The 17,789-nt window shown below is 46.5% G+C and carries 12 protein-coding genes; 6 read left to right on the forward strand and 6 right to left on the reverse strand.

Annotated features, from left to right (window positions below; all coding sequences use genetic code 11):
* Positions 1–73: 73 nt before the first annotated feature.
* From SP90_RS02100 to SP90_RS02120, 5 genes are all read right to left on the reverse strand, one after another.
* On the reverse strand, positions 74–397 hold the full coding sequence (locus SP90_RS02100) for a DUF190 domain-containing protein (protein WP_066852055.1): 324 nt from the start codon (positions 395–397) through the stop codon (positions 74–76).
* A gap of 79 nt (positions 398–476) precedes the next feature.
* Entirely contained in the window at positions 477–1,562 is a 1,086-nt protein-coding gene (gene arsB / locus SP90_RS02105; protein WP_066852057.1) for an ACR3 family arsenite efflux transporter, read from the reverse strand.
* A 119-nt stretch (positions 1,563–1,681) separates the two neighbouring features.
* Entirely contained in the window at positions 1,682–2,020 is a 339-nt protein-coding gene (locus SP90_RS02110; RefSeq protein ID WP_066852060.1) for an ArsR/SmtB family transcription factor, read from the reverse strand.
* A gap of 234 nt (positions 2,021–2,254) precedes the next feature.
* Positions 2,255–4,057 carry a SulP family inorganic anion transporter gene (locus SP90_RS02115; protein ID WP_197498744.1) on the reverse strand — a complete coding sequence of 601 codons (1,803 nt, stop codon included), beginning with the start codon at positions 4,055–4,057 and terminating at the stop codon, positions 2,255–2,257.
* Between the two features lie 720 nt (positions 4,058–4,777).
* A complete protein-coding gene (locus SP90_RS02120) occupies positions 4,778–5,533 on the reverse strand; it encodes a prepilin peptidase (protein ID WP_066852064.1) in 756 nt (251 codons plus the stop codon).
* A 258-nt stretch (positions 5,534–5,791) separates the two neighbouring features.
* On the opposite strand from SP90_RS02120, the gene SP90_RS02125 reads away from it, so the two are divergent.
* From SP90_RS02125 to adiA, 6 genes are all read left to right on the forward strand, one after another.
* Positions 5,792–6,538: a sulfite exporter TauE/SafE family protein gene (locus tag SP90_RS02125; RefSeq protein WP_066852066.1), complete on the forward strand. Its 747-nt coding sequence runs from the start codon at positions 5,792–5,794 to the stop codon at positions 6,536–6,538.
* Positions 6,539–6,800: 262 nt separating this feature from the next.
* Positions 6,801–7,412, forward strand: coding sequence for a LysE family translocator (locus SP90_RS02130; RefSeq protein WP_066852068.1), 612 nt, complete (start codon positions 6,801–6,803; stop codon positions 7,410–7,412).
* Between the two features lie 126 nt (positions 7,413–7,538).
* Positions 7,539–8,726, forward strand: coding sequence for an acyltransferase family protein (locus SP90_RS02135; protein WP_066852069.1), 1,188 nt, complete (start codon positions 7,539–7,541; stop codon positions 8,724–8,726).
* Positions 8,727–8,744: 18 nt separating this feature from the next.
* Entirely contained in the window at positions 8,745–9,626 is an 882-nt protein-coding gene (locus tag SP90_RS02140) for a DMT family transporter (protein ID WP_066852070.1), read from the forward strand.
* A gap of 1,412 nt (positions 9,627–11,038) precedes the next feature.
* The gene (locus SP90_RS02150; RefSeq protein ID WP_066852073.1) at positions 11,039–12,475 is read left to right on the forward strand and encodes a basic amino acid/polyamine antiporter; all 1,437 of its coding nucleotides are present in this window, start codon (positions 11,039–11,041) and stop codon (positions 12,473–12,475) included.
* Positions 12,476–12,503: 28 nt separating this feature from the next.
* Complete coding sequence (gene adiA / locus SP90_RS02155) at positions 12,504–14,831, forward strand: arginine decarboxylase (protein ID WP_066852075.1); 2,328 nt, start codon at positions 12,504–12,506, stop codon at positions 14,829–14,831.
* 199 nt (positions 14,832–15,030) lie between these two features.
* Here adiA and SP90_RS02160 read toward each other — a convergent pair whose 3' ends face one another.
* Entirely contained in the window at positions 15,031–17,433 is a 2,403-nt protein-coding gene (locus SP90_RS02160; RefSeq protein ID WP_066852077.1) for an acetate--CoA ligase family protein, read from the reverse strand.
* Positions 17,434–17,789 lie beyond the last annotated feature (356 nt).

The following is a 17,789-nucleotide window of genomic DNA, read 5'->3' on the forward strand; positions in this document are numbered from 1 at the left end:
GATGAAGGTTGATTGCTTGATAGTAGTGTTCTGAGAGGGTGAAATGGACAGCAGGCGAGACAGAAAAGTAATGTTAGCTGCCGGTATTTATTGTTTCAATTTTTTCTTTGACGATAATATGATCTGCAAGAGCTGCTGTAAGTTCTTTGAGGAATAATGCGTTGTTATCCGGTGTGCCTATTGTTTGCACAACAATAGGTTGCAGTTGCTTTTGAAAAGGGTTCTCAGTTTGGTAAGGATGAGTTTCAGTAACAATTGCTAAGCCTTTTGTTGCCGTTGCTTGCATCAGATTGTGTTTTTGCGCAGCGGTTAACATGGTTTTGTATAATGGCTGTCCATTATATGTATCTTTGTTTGTGGTCACACAGGTCAGTCTTTCTAATGTTTGTATCTGCATAGTAATTCTCCTTATGATAGGAGCTGCTCCCCTGAGGTGGTCAGGGGAACAGCGGCAGCATGTCTTGTCGGGGATATCGTTATTTCATTGTTTTGGAGACAGGCTGCGGTTGGAGTGTAAGAGTTTCTTCTGCCTGCTGGCTGTAGTTGCGCTTGAATCGTAATGAAACATTCACAAGCGCGATAAGTACCGGCACCTCAACAAGCGGGCCTATAACACCAGCAAATGCCTGGTCGGAATTGAGACCGAACACAGCGATGGCTACAGCAATGGCTAGCTCAAAGTTGTTGCCGGTCGCCGTATAGGCAATGGAGGCGTTTTTATCGAACGGAATACCCATTCGTTTTGCGATAAAGAAGCTGAGGAAGAACATCACAACAAAGTAGATGACAAGCGGTACAGCCACACGCAGGACGTCAAACGGCAGCTCAACAATCATTTCACCTTTCAGGCTGAACATAAGAACAATTGTTGCCAGAAGCGCAATGAGCGTGACCGGTGAAATTGCCGGAATAAACTTGGTGTCATACCAGTGCTCACCTTTGAGTTTTACAAGCCACACACGGCTTACGAAACCAGCAAGGAACGGAATACCAAGGTAAATGCCAACACTTTCAGCAATATCTGCAATCGAAATATTTACTTCAAAGCCGCTGAAGCCGAAGTACGGCGGAAGAACAGTGATGAAGAGCCACGCAAGAAAACTGTAGGTAGCAATCTGGAAAAGACTGTTCAGAGCAACAAGTGCTGCCGCGTACTCTTTGTTACCGCCGCCAATGTCATTCCAGACAAGTACCATGGCAATACAACGTGCCAGACCAATGAGAATTACACCGGTCATATAGCCCGGGTAGTCGCCAAGAAAGGTCAGCGCCAGCACAAACATCAGAATCGGCCCTGCAATCCAGTTCATGGCCAGCGAAAGCGTGACGGCACGTTTGTCTTGCATAACGCTACCAAGAAGACAGTAGTTAACCTTAGCAAGCGGTGGATACATCATGAGGATAAGACCGATTGCGAGAGGAATATTCGTGCTGCCAATGGACATGGACTCGTTCCATTCTGCTACTTGCGGAAAAGTAACACCGAGTGCAACTCCAAGCGCCATTGCTGCAAAAATCCACACTGTTAAGTAGCGATCTAGAAAATTGAGTTTTGGTTGCATTGTTTTTTCCTTATAAATATCGTTGATCGTCGAAAAACGATTTGCTTATGCCGATTCATAGCTTGTTATAGTATCGAGCATCGTCGAAAGACGATTATATGTCGTATAAAAAAAACCGATCAGGAAAAAATGGCTGCAAACATTTCAGAAAATGCCTGCACTTTTTCGAGGTTAATACGGTAACAAACTCTTGGCGGGTCTGGTTCAGCAGTAATAAAGCCTGCTTCTTTTAAAATTCGCAGGTGCTCGGATACAGTTGACTGTGCAAGACCTAACTCCGAAACAAGGCTGCTGTTCAGGCATCCTCCGGAGTTATGCAATGCCAAAAGCACACGCATAATACGGACACGCGCAGGGTGTGCAAGGGCTTTTGCCTGTGCGGCAAGCTCTTGCTCATTGCACGTATCTTCGTCAGTAGTGCGAAATGCTTCCTTGTTTGTGGTCGAACAAGTGGTCATGACTGTTCCTTTGCATCAGTAATTGAAAGAATCGATAATCGTCGTTACACGATTAAGTAGGTTTCAGTTGAAAGATTGTCAATGCTCAGTGGCAGAAAAAAATTTTCAGTGTCTTATTGGTTTGAAATGAAAGGCAGAAAAAATTTCAGAAGTGAGAACCCAGATGTAGAGGCAGAAGTAATACTTCTGCCTCTACAGGTGCCCGTTACGTCATATTTTACTGAACACGTACACTTAGATAATTGCTGGGCGATTGCTACTATCAAGTTGTTGTACGCTGAATGCGGGGGTGTTGCTTGCGCATTCGTCAAAAATGCGGGCCGTACAAGTTATGCATTTTTCAGTATCAACAGACGCTGCGAGCTTTTTAATAGCTACTCGCTTGTTAGCGAAAATATGGTCAGTTCCGAAGTGTTGGAGAACGCCTGCCCTATGTAACATCCCCCGTACTTCAGGGTTCAGGGAACATAGATACATTTCACAGCCTTTTTCCCGAAAGGCTTCGCGTTCAGTAGAGAACATTTCGCAACCTGCAATATCAATAAACGTCACAGCCTTGAGTATCACAAGAAGTTTCGTATGTGTAGAGGATTCATCAATTTCTTTGTGTAAATCTTCGATTATATTGTGCGTTGCACCAAAGAATATTTCTCCGCGCAGGCGGACAATCTTGATTTGCGGGCATTCTCGGGCATTTTCTGTTGTCACTTCAACAAAAGAAGAAATACCGGCGTCGTCACGTTGCAACGTGATGGAAGCTAACTCGGGATGTGAAGTTTTGTTGATATACAGCAGCAGAGAGAGGACAACTCCAACATAAATCGCGAATTCAAGGTGCAGAAACAGTGTTGCCAGAAGGGTGACAAGCATGACCCCGAATTCTTGCCTGCTGGTTTTCATGATGCCTTTGATGTGATGAAAATCAATAAGCTTGAACGCCACAACCATGAGTACGCCCGCCATTGCAGGTATCGGCAGATAGGCTGTTACAGGGGCAATCAGAAGCAGGATGATGGTGAGGAAGCATGCAGCAAAAACAGCAGCCGCTGGAGTTTTGGCTCCGGCAGTGTAGTTCACCCCTGTGCGGGTGAAGGAACCTGATGCTGAGTAGCAGGAAAAGAAGCTGCCGATAATGTTTGAAAGCCCCTGTCCGACAAATTCTTGATTTGTATCAAGGTGCTGTCTGGATTGCATTGCTACAGAACGTGCGATGGAAACAGCTTCTGTCAGGCCGAGGATAGCAATGGCCAATGCGCTGGAACCTAACTGCTGGACGGTGCTGAAGGACATATGTGGTATTTCAAAGCTTGGCAGACGTGATGGTAAAGCACCCACCAGTTCTATGCCTGCCTCTGCTCCGCCAAATCCCATTGCTGCAAGGCTTCCCGCAATGAGGGCAACAAGCATACCGGGAATCCGCGGTGCAAGTCGCTGGAAGAGTACAGAGATACTCAAAGCGGTCAGGGCGATAATAGAAGCAGGTATGCTTACTTCTTGAATGTTTTCTACGAGAAACGGTATTTTTTCATAAAATTTTGAACCGGATGGAAACTTAATACCGGTGAAATTTCCAAGCTGGCTGAAGCCGATTAGTATAGCTGCACCAGCTGTAAAACCGACAACAACAGAATGTGAAACAAAATTCACCAGCGTGCCTAGTTTGATTACCCCGAAAAGAAGCTGGATGATGCCGGTCAGCAGCGTGAGAGAAAAAACCGCACCGATGTATTCAGTTGAAAACGGCGCATAAAACTGACTGATGTTTTCAAATATAACCAGTGAAATAGCCGTGGTCGGGCCAGATATCAGATGATGTGAAGAACCGAATAGTGCAGCAACAATTGCGGGCACAATGGCAGAATACAGCCCGAATTCCGGTGGAAGACCGGCAATGGCTGCAAACGCAACTCCTTGCGGGAGTACAATAATAGCTCCGCTTATTCCTGCATTGATATCCAGCTTCAGTGTTTCTTTGGAAACTGTCTGCAGCCAGCTCAGGAATGGAAAGAGTTTTATGTATGCTGGGGTAGTTGGCACCAAGGTTATCCTTCTAAAAAATGGTGTTTTTTGGGAATAAGACTAGAGTAACGGACGCAGCTTGCGACCGCTGATAATAATTCTGTAATAATAAATGTACGAAAAAAGAACGTGCAACGAGTTGCTGCTAGTCTGATATCCCCGAGATGCACTATATACGCATCATCCAGCGCAAACTATTTAAAAATTCTTATTGTAATTATGAGTAAAAATTGAATGCCGTTACAATACTCCGTAAGGTATTGTAAAAGAGGTATGAAATAGGAAAAAATATATGTGACGCAGCAGATTGTTTACTTAGAAAGGTAAAATTTACCTGTTGTTAACCTTTCTGCATTGAAGGTGCGGGAACATTCTGCTGGACAGGTGATATACGCGATGTGTAAAGCAGCATTTGCTTACTTTCTGGCGGCTAGTGGAAAGTAGAAGACCGGAGACATCCAGAATATGGCGTGATCATATCCAGATGGCCTCCGGCCTCAGAATACCCGGCAGGTATTCAAAGGCAGTACAAAGGATTGAGGTGCAGATAATCCAGAGTACTGCCTTGTTTTGTTTGTAACATGTATTTATGCAGATACGGGTTACGAAGAATGTGAGTGTATGACACTACCATATAGCTGAAAGTGAATATAGTGTCTGAACATAGGTAATATAGTTAAAACAGGTTAAAAGTGTAATTGTGGCTGACAGAAGATATAGTTCTGTTAGCCTTTTTTGTTATCTGAGAAAGGCAATAATGTTGGTGCCGTACAGATAGGTGATGAGTGAACCTGCTGCAAGAAAGGGGCCGAACGGAATGTAGATTGTGCTCATTCCAGCTTTACCGCGCAAGGTGGCAATGCAGAACACGAGTGCACAGACTGAGGCTACCAGAATGAATATGGACAGCTGGTGCCAGCCGACAAGAGCCCCGAGCATGAGCATGAATTTAACATCTCCAAGTCCCAGTCCGTCTATTTTACGGATTGCTTTGTAGATGGCTGCAATAGCCCACAGGGAAAATGTGCCAATACCTGCGCCAAGCAGAGCGTCGATAAATGTGACATCCAGTAATCCTGCGTAACTTGCTCCCAGAACAATGACAGCGCCTGTATAGGTTAAATAATCCGGTAGAATAAATGTTCGTAGATCAATGGCAGAGGCAACGATGCAGATGCCTCCGATAACCATAAGGACACCCCATTCCAAGGGATCTGCCGTATGGGCAGCTGCAAGCACAGCCCAAAGCATGGAAGTAAGTTCACTTAACGGATAGAAAAATGGGATACGGGAAGAGCAGTGAGAGCAGCGTCCCTTTTGCAATAGAAAGCTGAGAAGCGGAATATTTTCCCACATTGTCAGCTGATGGTCGCACTGGGGGCAATAGGAACGTGATGGGCGAAATATGGTGTTGCCGGTGCCGTAGCGGCTGGCGCACACAGAATAGAAGCTGCCGAGAATCAGCCCGACCAGTGCTGCAAAAAGAAAGTACATAGTATTCCCTGAACGTGAGGTTAACGAAGACGAAAATTGTTGCGGAAGCATAGTCGGGATTAGAGCGTGTGTAAATACGATGCGAAAGTGTTGTGCCTTCATCTGTCCGGTATTCCTTGTAGTTGTATATGGCTCTTTCAGATATAAGTGCAAGTTATGGTTGTCCTCACAAATTACTATTTAACTTTTGACTATTTTTAGCCCACATTGCGCTCAGTCATTAACTGCCGCAGTGCGTTCTGCGGTAATGGAGAATATATGGAACATTTGTTTTTTGTAGCGCTTTGCTGGGGAATCGGCGGGTTTGTTAACGGTGTGGCAGGGTTTGGAGCTGCACTTATTGCCATGCCCCTTATCACGACAATGGTTCCGTTAAGTCTGGCAGTACCAAGCTGCACAATTATTGGCGTGAGTCTGTGTCTGCAAATGGCATGGATTTATCGTAAGAATATCGATTTTCAAAAACTTAAGCCTATTTACCTCGGGACTGTTCCGGGGGCGATTGTAGGTATCTCCATGATGCAGGAACTGCCTACGCATTATTTGAAGCTGGGAATGGGGATTTTTTTGTTCATCTACGCCTTGTGGGGACTGTTTTTTGAAGGAAGGCAGCAGAAGATTGTTCACAGAGGATGGGGCGTTGTTGCCGGATTCTGTTCCACAGCAATCAGTTCTTCCATAGGAATGGGAGGGCCGCCTACCATTGTGTATACCTCTCTCACTGGCTGGGGAAAGGATACAGTTAAAGCTGCTATTGCCAGTTATTTCATTGTGTCAGGTGTGCTGATTATATCAATGCAGACCTATGCCGGAATTCAGACAAAAGAAACTGTGATGCTCTTTGCCGCAGCAGCCCCTGCCGTGATGATAGGCGCCAGACTGGGCGTGCTGGCGTCACGCAAGATTGGCGAATTCACATACCGTAAAGTGTTGTTCGGTATGCTTGTAGTAATGGCCTGTATAATTTTGAATAGCGCATATACGCAATTTGCTGCTCTGGCATAACAGGCAGTTTTTACGCTACATATCAAATGAGAAACATCCCAATTTGTGCGCAATATGCACAGATTGGGATGTTTTTTTATAAAAGTTTTTTAATTTTAACGTGTTGACTTTTTCTTTGTCTGCCGTACCTGAGTTCATTGGCCATGTGTTTTTACCTTACAATTATTCTAGAGTAACTATTCGTCCTTGTATGATTTGTATGATCTAACTGGGGTGGTAGCTAGGGCACTGCAGTTGCAAAAGAGGAGTGGAGGGGAGTTATATGTTTGATATAGATTTTTTACTGACATCGTTACTTGTCGTTCTCATTCCGGGAACAGGAGTGATTTACACTGTCTCAATGGGGCTTTTTGAAAGCAAGAAAGCTGCAATCGCGGCTTCGGTAGGGTGTACTTTCGGTATTGTGCCACACTTGTTGGCTTGTATTTCTGGCTTGTCTTTATTGCTGCATACCAGTGCACTGGCTTTTCAAGCTGTAAAATTGGCCGGTGCAGTGTACTTGCTGTACATGGCATGGGGGATGTGGCGCGGCTCAGGCAAGTTTGAGTTTACCCAGCAACATTCTTCTGGAAGTGCGGTTCAGATAGCAGTTAGAGGGACGTTGATTAATGTGCTGAACCCTAAGCTTTCTTTGTTTTTTCTCGCATTTCTTCCACTTTTTGTATCTTCTGAAGGGGCTTCGCCAACCATTCAGCTGCTGGGCTTAAGCGCAGTGTTTATGGCCATTACCTTTGTGATTTTCATAGGGTACGGCCTGTTCGCACACAGTGTGAAAACAGTGATTGTATCTTCACCGGAACGTATGCGAAATGTGCAACGTGTTTTTGCGGCTACATTCGCTGCACTGGGCGCAAAGCTTGCGATGACTGAGTAATGCTGAAGCAATAGCTAAGTTCATTTCATTTTCAGATCGAATCAATGGCACAACTGTGGTCTTGATGGAATTCCCATCGGCCACAGTTTTTTCATAACTTAACTTGACAATTGGAAATGACTTGTGATGGGAATTTCTATTCTTATCAGTAAGTTGAATTGTTTTCTGGGGAGAGGGCTTGAAAATTTATTTGAGGATGTGATGACTGAAACTCGTTTGTACTTTTTGGACAATCTTCGCGCTGCAATAATTACTGCTGTTGTTTTACTGCACGTGTCGGTTTGCTACATGATGTATGCACCAAGCTGGTGGTACGTTATCGACCCTGTGACGAGTAAGTTATTCACGCTGCTTGTTGTTCTTATTGATGTGCCCATTATGCCTGCAATGTTCTTTATTGCTGGATACTTTGCACTGCCGTCTTTGCAACGACATGGTGTGACGGATTTTTTACGGCACAAAATTCAACGGATTTTCTTACCGTGGGTGCTTGGCGTTGTTTTGCTGGCACCGCCGACTGCTTTTCTGATTCCGTTTTCGCGCAAGCTTCCTGTTGATCTTTACTCATTCTGGACAACAACCTTTTGGACTACATCCTTTCAGCACTCTGTTTACTGGTTCCTCGCCGTGCTTTTCTGGATGTTTGTTGCCCTGAGCCTGATCTGGCAGTTTGTTCCTGCATTGCAGCGTCTGGTAAAAACACCGGCAATAGCTCCGTTATGGTTTTTCCCTGCATTTGTTGGTGTGTCTGCGGCATGCTTCTATGGTGCTCAACAATTTTTTCCTCTCGATTACTGGTTTATGAGTTACCTGCTGGCATTCCAGCCGGAGCGTATATTCCAGCACGTTCTGTATTTCAGTCTTGGCATATGGGCCTGGAAATACGGCTGGTTTACTGCTGGCGGATACTGTCCACGTAAACGCACATGGCTTCCTGTACTTGCCTTAACAATGGCAGTGTACGTTGTGGTGAAAGCAGGCTTTGCCTCTTCTCCGGCACCGTTGTGGCAAAAACAATTCATTCTTTCCTGCTCGTTTGCGACATACTGCATTGCTTCACTCATGGGGTGGTGTGCGGTCTTCAGCACATGGGTACAAGGAAACGGTCGTTTTTGGCGCTCTGCTGCGGATAACTCCTACGGGATCTATTATCTCCATGCCCCTATTGTATATTTGTTGGTATATGCGCTCATTCCAGTGCCATATTCAATTTATGTAAAAGCTGCCGTGGCATTTGTTCTTGCCATGGCATGTAGCTGGGTGCTTACGTCCTGTGTGTTGCGTAAGGCACCATTGTTACGGCGTATGTTTTAACGTTTTGAGGTAGCAGATATGATGGTATACGGAAAATTACTCCTCACCGCGTTTTTGTGGGGAGGAACATTCGTGGCAGGCAGACTGCTTTCGGATGGCATGGGTGCTTTTTCCGCCGCTTTTTTGCGGTTCTTGATAGCATCAATCTGTATGATGTGGATCATGCGTCAGCGTTCCGGCGGGTTGCCGGTGCTGGATAGAAAAGGTTGGCTAGGGGTGATTTTACTGGGCGCAACAGGTGTGTTTGCATATAATGTCCTGTTTTTTAAAGGATTGCAGACGGTAACAGCAGGAAGGGCTGCTGTTATTGTGTCCATCAACCCGATTATTATCACCTTGCTGGCAGCAATGTTTTTTGGAGAGAAACTTTCACTGCGTAAAGGACTTGGTATTTGTCTTTCTGTTACCGGTGCGACAATTGCTATTTCGCGTGGAAACCCAGTGTCCTTGTTTACTGGTGGGTTGAGCAGCGGTGATCTGGCTATTTTGGGCTGCGTGGCTAGCTGGTCATCGTATTCATTGCTTGGGAAGCGTATGATGGGCTTTCTAAGTCCGCATGCGGCGATTACGTATTCCTGTATTACTGGGACAATAATGCTGTTTCCGTTTGCGTTGCAGGAAGGCATGTTGAGTGATTTTTCCGGCTACACGCTCACGCAATACCTATCGGTCGCATACGTGGGAATTCTGGGCACAGTTATCGGGTTCACATGGTTTTATGAGGCAATCAATACTATTGGTGCTTCGCGTGCTGCTGTATTCATTAACTTTGTTCCGGCAGCAGCAATTTTAAGTGGATGGGCTTTCCTTGGGGAATCTCTTTCCCTTTCATTGCTTGCAGGGGTGTCGCTTGTGATCACTGGAGTGTATTTAACAAACTCGGCTGTAAACAAAACTTGAGTTTACACGGACTGAGTTTTCAGCTGGCTTATCAAGGCTGTTCTGCTACTGCAGGGCAGCCTTTTTATATGGAAAATGGAAGAAAAGGTACAAGACAACAGCAAGGCAGCCCCATGCAAGAAGGGCTGCCTTTTTCGTGGTTAAGACACGCCTGTACTTATGAAGATTCGGGGGACTGCTTTTGTGGGATGAGGACACTGCAACAGAGCAGAGTGTGAGGAGTAATTTCTGGTTCCGGTAAAGCAGGCTGATGGTGATGAACCGGATCAGGCGTACCTGTGTTGGCGTACATGTTCAGGCTCAGCTCATGGCAGTAGGCATGGTTTTTACCCTCCTTAACTGCGCTGATAATCTGGCTGCTGCGCTTGAACGCATGCGCTTTTTTTGCAGGTTCGCCGAGGTGATTCCCCGCTTCCAGAGCAGGGATTTGGTCAGCCTTAGGAATTGTTGTGGAACTGGATTTCTTGCTCGGTGCAGTGACATCTTAATTGGCACTAACAATTTCCTCATCACCGGCTTTGTGTTGGAACAACTGATACCCTGACTGCCTTAGTTGGACGTTGTCGCCAGTGCAGTTTGCGTCGCAGCTCACGACAGTAGGGGGTACACAGAATACACTTGTCCGTTCATAGAGAGCATGTTGCTAATTTTCTTCGGGCTGGAGAAAAACAGCAATGCAACTTGGGGTTCTTTTGATATTTTTATCATAGCATAATGATTTTTATAACAAAAAATACAGTATACTGATGATAATATTCTGATCTCCCATGTTGGTGCTATATGCATAATTATACGAAATATGGGGAAATATGAGATTGCAGGTACGTTACAAAATCGAGATAAATGTATTGCGAAAGAAGATCAGTTGGTTATGCAGAATACGGTGTGAATAAAAGGGGGGATGTTTTTACTAAAAAAGCATGCCTGATGGGGTGCTGGAGGGGAGCAAAGGTAAGACTATGATGGAACATAGATCAACGTTCTGTCGTTCAAAATAGAAAAAACCCACTTGCTGCCAGGTGGGTCTCTTCTCTGTCTTGGTTGTCTTACATAAGCGTGGGGTACGTTCCGGAGTTTTTTTAGGGACGAATTACACTTAATCTAAAAGAATTCATCTCTGGGAGGTACCATCGCCGGGTTAGTGCGACTGTGACCGGAACAACGCTAAGACATTCAATGCGCTTTTTCTTTCATAGGTTACGGTTAGTCTCCAGAAAAAAAAACTGCATCACTGTTTGGCACAAAAATGTTGCAATAAAGACACTGGGTTATTGGTTGGTTGCTCAGGTTGGATTTAGAGAAAAGTCATATTTTGAAGATGTTGCGATAAATAATTTCAATGTATGCTCCTGTGTTGCTGAATAGTACGGACATTTATTGTGACCGGACACCAGAACAGAGCGGAGAAACAAATGGCAGAACGGCAAAAACAGCTTGGTTTAGTTGGACTTATCGCCATTGTGGTTAGTGCTATGGTCGGGGGCGGTATCTACAACCTGCCTTCAAATATGTCAGAAGGGGCTGCAGCCGGTGCCGTGCTCCTTGCGTGGGGCATTACCGGACTCGGAATGTATTTTCTTGCCACTGCATTTCGCGCCTTGTCGGATGCACGACCTGATCTGGCCTCCGGTATATATGCCTACGCCAGAGACGGATTTGGAGACTTTGTCGGGTTTGAAATGGCGTGGGGATACTGGCTCAGTGCTGTATTTGGTAATGTTGGCTATGCGGTGCTTACCATGGACGCTGTTGCTTACTTTTTCCCGCCGGAAATGGTTAGTGCGCAGATTCAGTCGTTCATTGGCGGATCATTTCTTATCTGGAGTATGTGCTGTATCTGCTTGTTCGGGGTCTCTGCGGCAAATGTGCTCAACATCATTACAACAATAGCCAAAATGCTTCCCCTTGTGTTGTTTGTAGCAATTGCAGCCATGTTCTTTTCAGCGGATCATTTTACGTTGGATTTCTGGGGTAATGAATCTGCGGGAATAGGAAGTCTGGGTGGTCTGGGAGCACAGCTTAAAAGCACCATGCTGGTTACGCTATGGGCATTCATAGGCATTGAAGGTGCTGTGGTTGTGTCTGGTAGAGCAAAGCGTGCAGATGATGTGGGGAAGGCCACAATCTTAAGCCTGATACTGTGCCTCACTCTCTATATTTGCATCTCACTTCTTCCCTATGGATTTATGACGCAGGCAGAACTTGCCAAGTTACCGAATCCTTCTGCTGCGTACGTGCTGGAAAAGCTGGTAGGCAGCTGGGGGGCATCCTTCATTAACATCGGGGTGATCATCGCGCTGCTCGGCAGCTGGCTTTCATGGACGATCATGGTGGCTGAGGTGCCTCATGTGGCGGCACAGGATGGTGTTTTTCCCAAAATGTTTACCAAAGAAAACCGGCACGAATCACCATACATCTCTCTTCTGGTCACCAGTCTTTCCATGCAGCTGACAATGTTTGTTGTGCTCTTTGCCAATGATGCATGGCTGTTCTTGCTTGATATCACCGGTGTTATGATTCTGTTTCCATACTTGGTCAGTGCCATGTATCTGGCAAAAATTTGCTGGAAAGGGGACTACCCTCAAGGGCAGCCGGTATCAAATACCGTAGCAAAACTATGCGGATGGTTGGCAGGGCTGTATGCTGTCTGGCTCCTGTATGCGGCGGGGCCTAAGTTATTATTACTCTCCAGCATCTTCTTTGCCGCAGGTCTTGTGGTGTTTGGCAAAGCAAAGCGGGAACAGGGAAAAGGAACAGTTTTTACAGGATGGGAAAGAGCCGGAGCGGTGTTCGTAGTTGGAATAGCTGTTGTGGCGGTAATTGTTATCGGCAGCGGATATGCAAAATAGTGTACTCAGCATCCAGTAAGGAGCAGACATGGCAGTGTCGGATTTTCATGTATTGTTGGCAGAGGATGAAGTTACGCAGGCACAGACCTATGTGAATAATGCTGTACACCGATTGGTGGGTGAACTGGGAAAGCAGAATGTCCGTGTAACCCGTTCCTACAGTTTTTGCGATGCACATATTATTCTTCAGGCCAATACCCCTGTAGATTGTCTTTTACTAAGCGCCAACATGCATAACGAGAATGATCAGGAGTATCAGCAGGCCGAGCAGCTTATACGAAAGCTTCATAGCAGGCAGGCCAACGTTCCCGTTTTTTTGATTGCCGAAAGAGAAAAAACTACACGCGCCATGTCCAGTCACTTAATGGAAATGGTAGATGAATTTGTCTGGATAGTAGAAGATACCGCAGACTTCATTGCAGGCCGCATAGAAGCTGCAATCCGTCGGTATCGTAATCAGATGCTTCCGCCTTTGATGGATGCCCTCATGCAGTATGGTGCCTTAAAAGAATACTCATGGGCAGCGCCGGGGCATCAGGGCGGTATCGGATTCACCAAGTCTGCCGTGGGCAGAGTCTTTTTTGATTACTACGGAGAAAACCTCTTCCGTACTGATATGGGAATAGAACGAGCCTCTCTTGGTTCTCTTCTTGATCATACCGGTGCCTTTGGTGACAGCGAACGGTACGCAGCCTGCGTTTTCGGAGCACATCACAGTTACAACGTCGTGGTTGGAAGCTCCGGTTCCAACAGAACCATCATGCAATCCTGTATGTCGCAGGATGATGTTGTGATAATTGACCGCAACTGCCACAAATCAATTGAGCAGGGATTAATTCTTACAGGTGCAATCCCTGTGTATATGATTCCTACCCGCAATCGGTATGGGATTATTGGCCCCATCCATGCGGCAGACATGGAACCGGATGTCATCAAAAAATCTGTTGAAGAGTCGTCGCTGGTAAAGCGGATGAACGGGCGATGCAGTCCATGCGAACCGGTATACGCCGTTGTTACAAACTGCACATATGATGGGCTTTGCTACAATGCGAAAAAGGCCAAAGATCGTTTGGAGCAGTCTGCTGATATTATCCACTTTGACGAAGCATGGTACGGATATGCCCGTTTCAACGGCATGTATGCTGACCATTTTGCCATGAATGGCAATCCTGCTGATCATGAAGGTGCAACAGTCTTTGCCACCCATTCAACGCATAAACTTCTCAACGGTCTTTCCCAGTCGTCATTCATTCATATTCGTGAAGGGCGCAGAAAGATTGATCCTGCCATGTTTAACCAAGCCTACATGATGCACTCTACAACTTCCCCCTTGTACTCCATTGTAGCGTCGAACGATATCACCTCAGCCATGATGTCCGGCGAAAGCGGCGAGTCCCTGACGCAGGAAGTTATTCAGGAAGCAGTAGATTTCCGTAGAGCTGTTGCAAGGCTCTGGCGTGAACATGCCAATCATAAAGACTGGTTCTTCAAACCGTGGAACCCTGAGTACGTTGAGGTATCCGAACAGGGTGAAAAGGAATGGGTGTTGTTTGAAGACGCTCCGGTTGATGCACTGACCACAGACCAGTCCTGCTGGAGATTAAAACCGGATGAAACATGGCATGGGTTCGATCTGGATGAAGATAACTGGTGCATGCTCGACCCTATTAAAGTGAGCATCCTAACTCCGGGCATGGGAGATGACGGGAAGTTATTACCGGAAGGTGTCCCAGCAGCACTGGTTACAGAATATCTTACCCGATTCGGAATAGTGCCGACCCGTACAACGGATTTCCAGATAATGTTTCTTTTCTCCATGGGAATAACCCGTGGGAAATGGGGAACATTGCTCAATACACTTATCCGGTTCAAGGAGCACTACGACGCTGGCGATACAGTGCGCCATGTTCTGCCTGAACTATATGATGACAATCCTCAAGCCTACGAAGGTGTTACCCTGAAAGCACTCGGGGAGCGTATGTTTGCATTCCTGAAAAAAAGCGAAATGCATGTGGCGCTGGATAAAGCGTACACCAGCCGCTTTAGCGCATTAATGACACCACGCGAGGCGTACGAAAAAATTGTGCAGCAGGAGGTGGAGCTGGTACCGTCCGACAAGCTTGGTAACCGTATAGCAGCAAATTCCCTGCTTCCGTATCCTCCCGGTATCCCCATGATTATGTCAGGAGAGGCTTTCGGCGCACAGGACTCCTGTCCGGCAATACAGTACCTGCAGCATCTTGAAGACTGGGATAACGCATTCCCCGGTTTTGAGCATGTGACAGAAGGTGCAGAAGTAAAAGACGGCAAGTACCATGTGCTGTGTGTCAACAACAGGCGCCGTAGAAAGCAGTAAAATAAGAAGTTTTGGTGTCTCCGACGGCTGGGGGAAACCCTTTTGGAAAAGGGTTATCCCCCAGACCCCCTTCCTAAAACTTTTAGTATGCGATGAGGCGCTGTCGTTGCATTGAATTAAGAAAGGCTGTCCTGATTAATACAGGGCAGCCTTTGTGTGTTCTTATGGGCGATCAAGCGTAGTGAGGAGATGATGCTGGCTAGAAATGTTCGTTTTTAGCCCGTATTTCTTCAATACGTAGTCGTGCTTCTGAGTAGAGTGCAAGTGCAGTCACAGCCCTGTCGCAAACAGGAAAAACAGGCACATTGTTCTTCAGAAAATGGTCACGCAACGGGTCATACAGTCTGCCGCCATCAATAACACCAATGATAGGCTTAGATGAACTTTTTGCTACTTCCACAAGTTGTTTGGCAATGGACTGTTCATTGTCCATAGAAAAGACTGGCAGCGTAGGTTCTGCAAGTGTGTGCATCGCTGGAGAAAGCGGGTCGAGCCCTACAATAACGGAATCTACAGCAGTGTCAGTTGCAAGAGTTTCTACAGCCTGTGCATGCAGGGTGTCGTTGGCACTTGGTGTAAGATCAAGCGGATTCTGGATGGTTACAAGCGACTGAAGCTTGTTTGCTTCCAGCATGGCGGTGATGGCTTGTTTTGTGGCAGTGCTGAACTGGGCAAGATCCATCTGGAAATCATCGGACTGGATGGAGTCAGCCATACCTACAGCTTCAAACCCTGCGCCACTTACAGCGGCAAGGCGGTTGCCTGCAATGTCCTTGCTGTGGAGCATTTCCGCAAGCAGGAACAGATCCTGAAATTCCTGAAACGTTCTGGCAACAAGAGCACCGGCCTGACGTACGCAGCTTTCGCAGACCATGTAGTCTCCAGCGAGAGACGCAGTGTGACCGCTGGTAGCTGTTTTGCCTTCCGGTGTGCGACCTGCTTTGTAGAAGATCACTTCCTTGCCGTTGAGTATTGCCTCGCGGACAGCTTTGCAGAATTCAAGACCATCAAGGTCGCTGAATCCTTCAGCGTAGACAGCAATGACATCAACGTTATCAGCATCTTTAAAATAACGAACCATGTCACCCAGAGTAAGGTCTGTCTGGTTGCCCATGGAGATCATGTAGCTCGGATGTAGTTCAGGGCTCTGGCTGCAACGGTGCAGCATAAATGCACCGCTCTGGCTTATGAGGGCTGCGCGGTGCGGAGTAGCCGTACGGTTTTTCGGTAGTTTTTCTTCAGGAATAAACCATGTGTCATATGAGCCGGGATGCGAGACAACGCCCATGCAGTTTGCACCGAGGAATACTGGCCCGCCGTCTCCTTGCGCGTGGGTCGCATTAATACGCGCAATAAGCTCTGCAGCTTCCTGTTGGCTGTCTTCTGTTTCTCCCATCCCCCCCGGAATAAGCATAACGCTTTGGGCTGCATCCAGCGTAATGATCTCGTCCACAAGTTGCGGAACTTGAGCTGCGGCTACTGCAACCACAAACAAATCGAGTTTGTGGTCAAGGCTGGCAAGATCCGGCACGCATCTGACGCCGTCAATTTCGTCAATACCGTCACGGATGAGCGTAACGTTTTCTTTAGCAAATCCTTCTGCAAGAATGTTTTCCAAAATGATTCGGCCGAAGTTGCGGCGGGTTGCTGAGACGCCGATAATGCCGATTTTTTCTGGATGCAGGAGGTTATGAATTTTTTTGATTGGTCTTGGCTCTGCTATGTTTTCTGCTTTGCCGAAGCGGCACATACCGTCCAGTGGAACCATGAGGTAATCTGTAAATGCGAACGGGTTGATTTCAAGCTCTTCAATAATGAACGGTGCATCGTTGTTTGATGGAGAATAATAGCGCCCCATTTCAATGAAGGAGCTGAAGCATTCAATCAATTGCTCGTCTGTTACGATGCGACGTTGCCCGCGGGTAAGACCGGCGAGTTTACGGTAGGAGATGGTTTTACGGAAGAGTTCAAAAAAAGCTTCTCCATCTACGAGTTCAGTGGAAGCAGCAACAATGGCCTGTCCTTTGCGGAATCTTTCCGCATACAGTTCTGTGTCTGTCCCGCCCAGTCCTGCGCTGATGACCATGCCGAATTCTCTGGTATGGCGAAGCCCCACGATAAGTTCGTTGCCGAAGGCACTGGAGTCAGGCGGCATAAACTGCACTTGCAGCACCCCTTTCAAATCGCGGCTGATAGCCTTAATCAGTGCTTCGCCTTTTAAGCCTTTATAAACTTCCGGCGCATGGTCAGGGTTGCGTTCTATGTATGCTGCGTAATTTTCCGGTACTTCGTATTGCATGCCACGGACAGCAGAGCGGATTTTGGAAGGCTGTTTCTCAACAATGCGTACTCCGCCTACTTCTGTCTTATGGATGATGGTAGGAGACACAATTTTAAGAACTGCTTTTTCTCCGGGAATAGACATGAGTTCTTCATCAGAAAAACGTGCACCGCGAGGCAGCAGATTTGCAATGGGTGGAGTCTCAGCGCCGGAGTTCGCTAGCAGGTTGTACACTTCATATTCATACAGAAAATCTCTGTTTTCTGTATCAGCAGCCGTGAATAACTGGGTAATTTTATCAAAGTCGATCAATGTGTTCATAGCCATCTCGCTTAAAGAAAAATTCGATTAGAAATTAACTGTACGAACTTTTACCCTTTTTGTCTCGGGTGTGTTTTTCTTTTCGACGATGTGGAAAAAGGAAAGGGTACCAAGTATTGAGCGCAAGAAAAAATTGTTACAGCTAGCCGTTGACCGGCCTATCTGTCAGGAAAGGTTGTGTAGAGAAAAAGTGGTGGGGAAATAAAGATGATCGGAGCAGGGAGAGAGAGGTTCCTGCCCCGATCATGTATCTTAAGCGTGGTAGTTGCTGGACCACGCTGTAAGACTACAAAGAGTTGTGCAGCCATAGTCGTTGATGGCTGGCACTCTATAGTTATATGTCTTTTGTGACATTT

Source organism: Halodesulfovibrio spirochaetisodalis (assembly GCF_001672295.1).
GTDB lineage: Bacteria > Desulfobacterota > Desulfovibrionia > Desulfovibrionales > Desulfovibrionaceae > Halodesulfovibrio > Halodesulfovibrio spirochaetisodalis.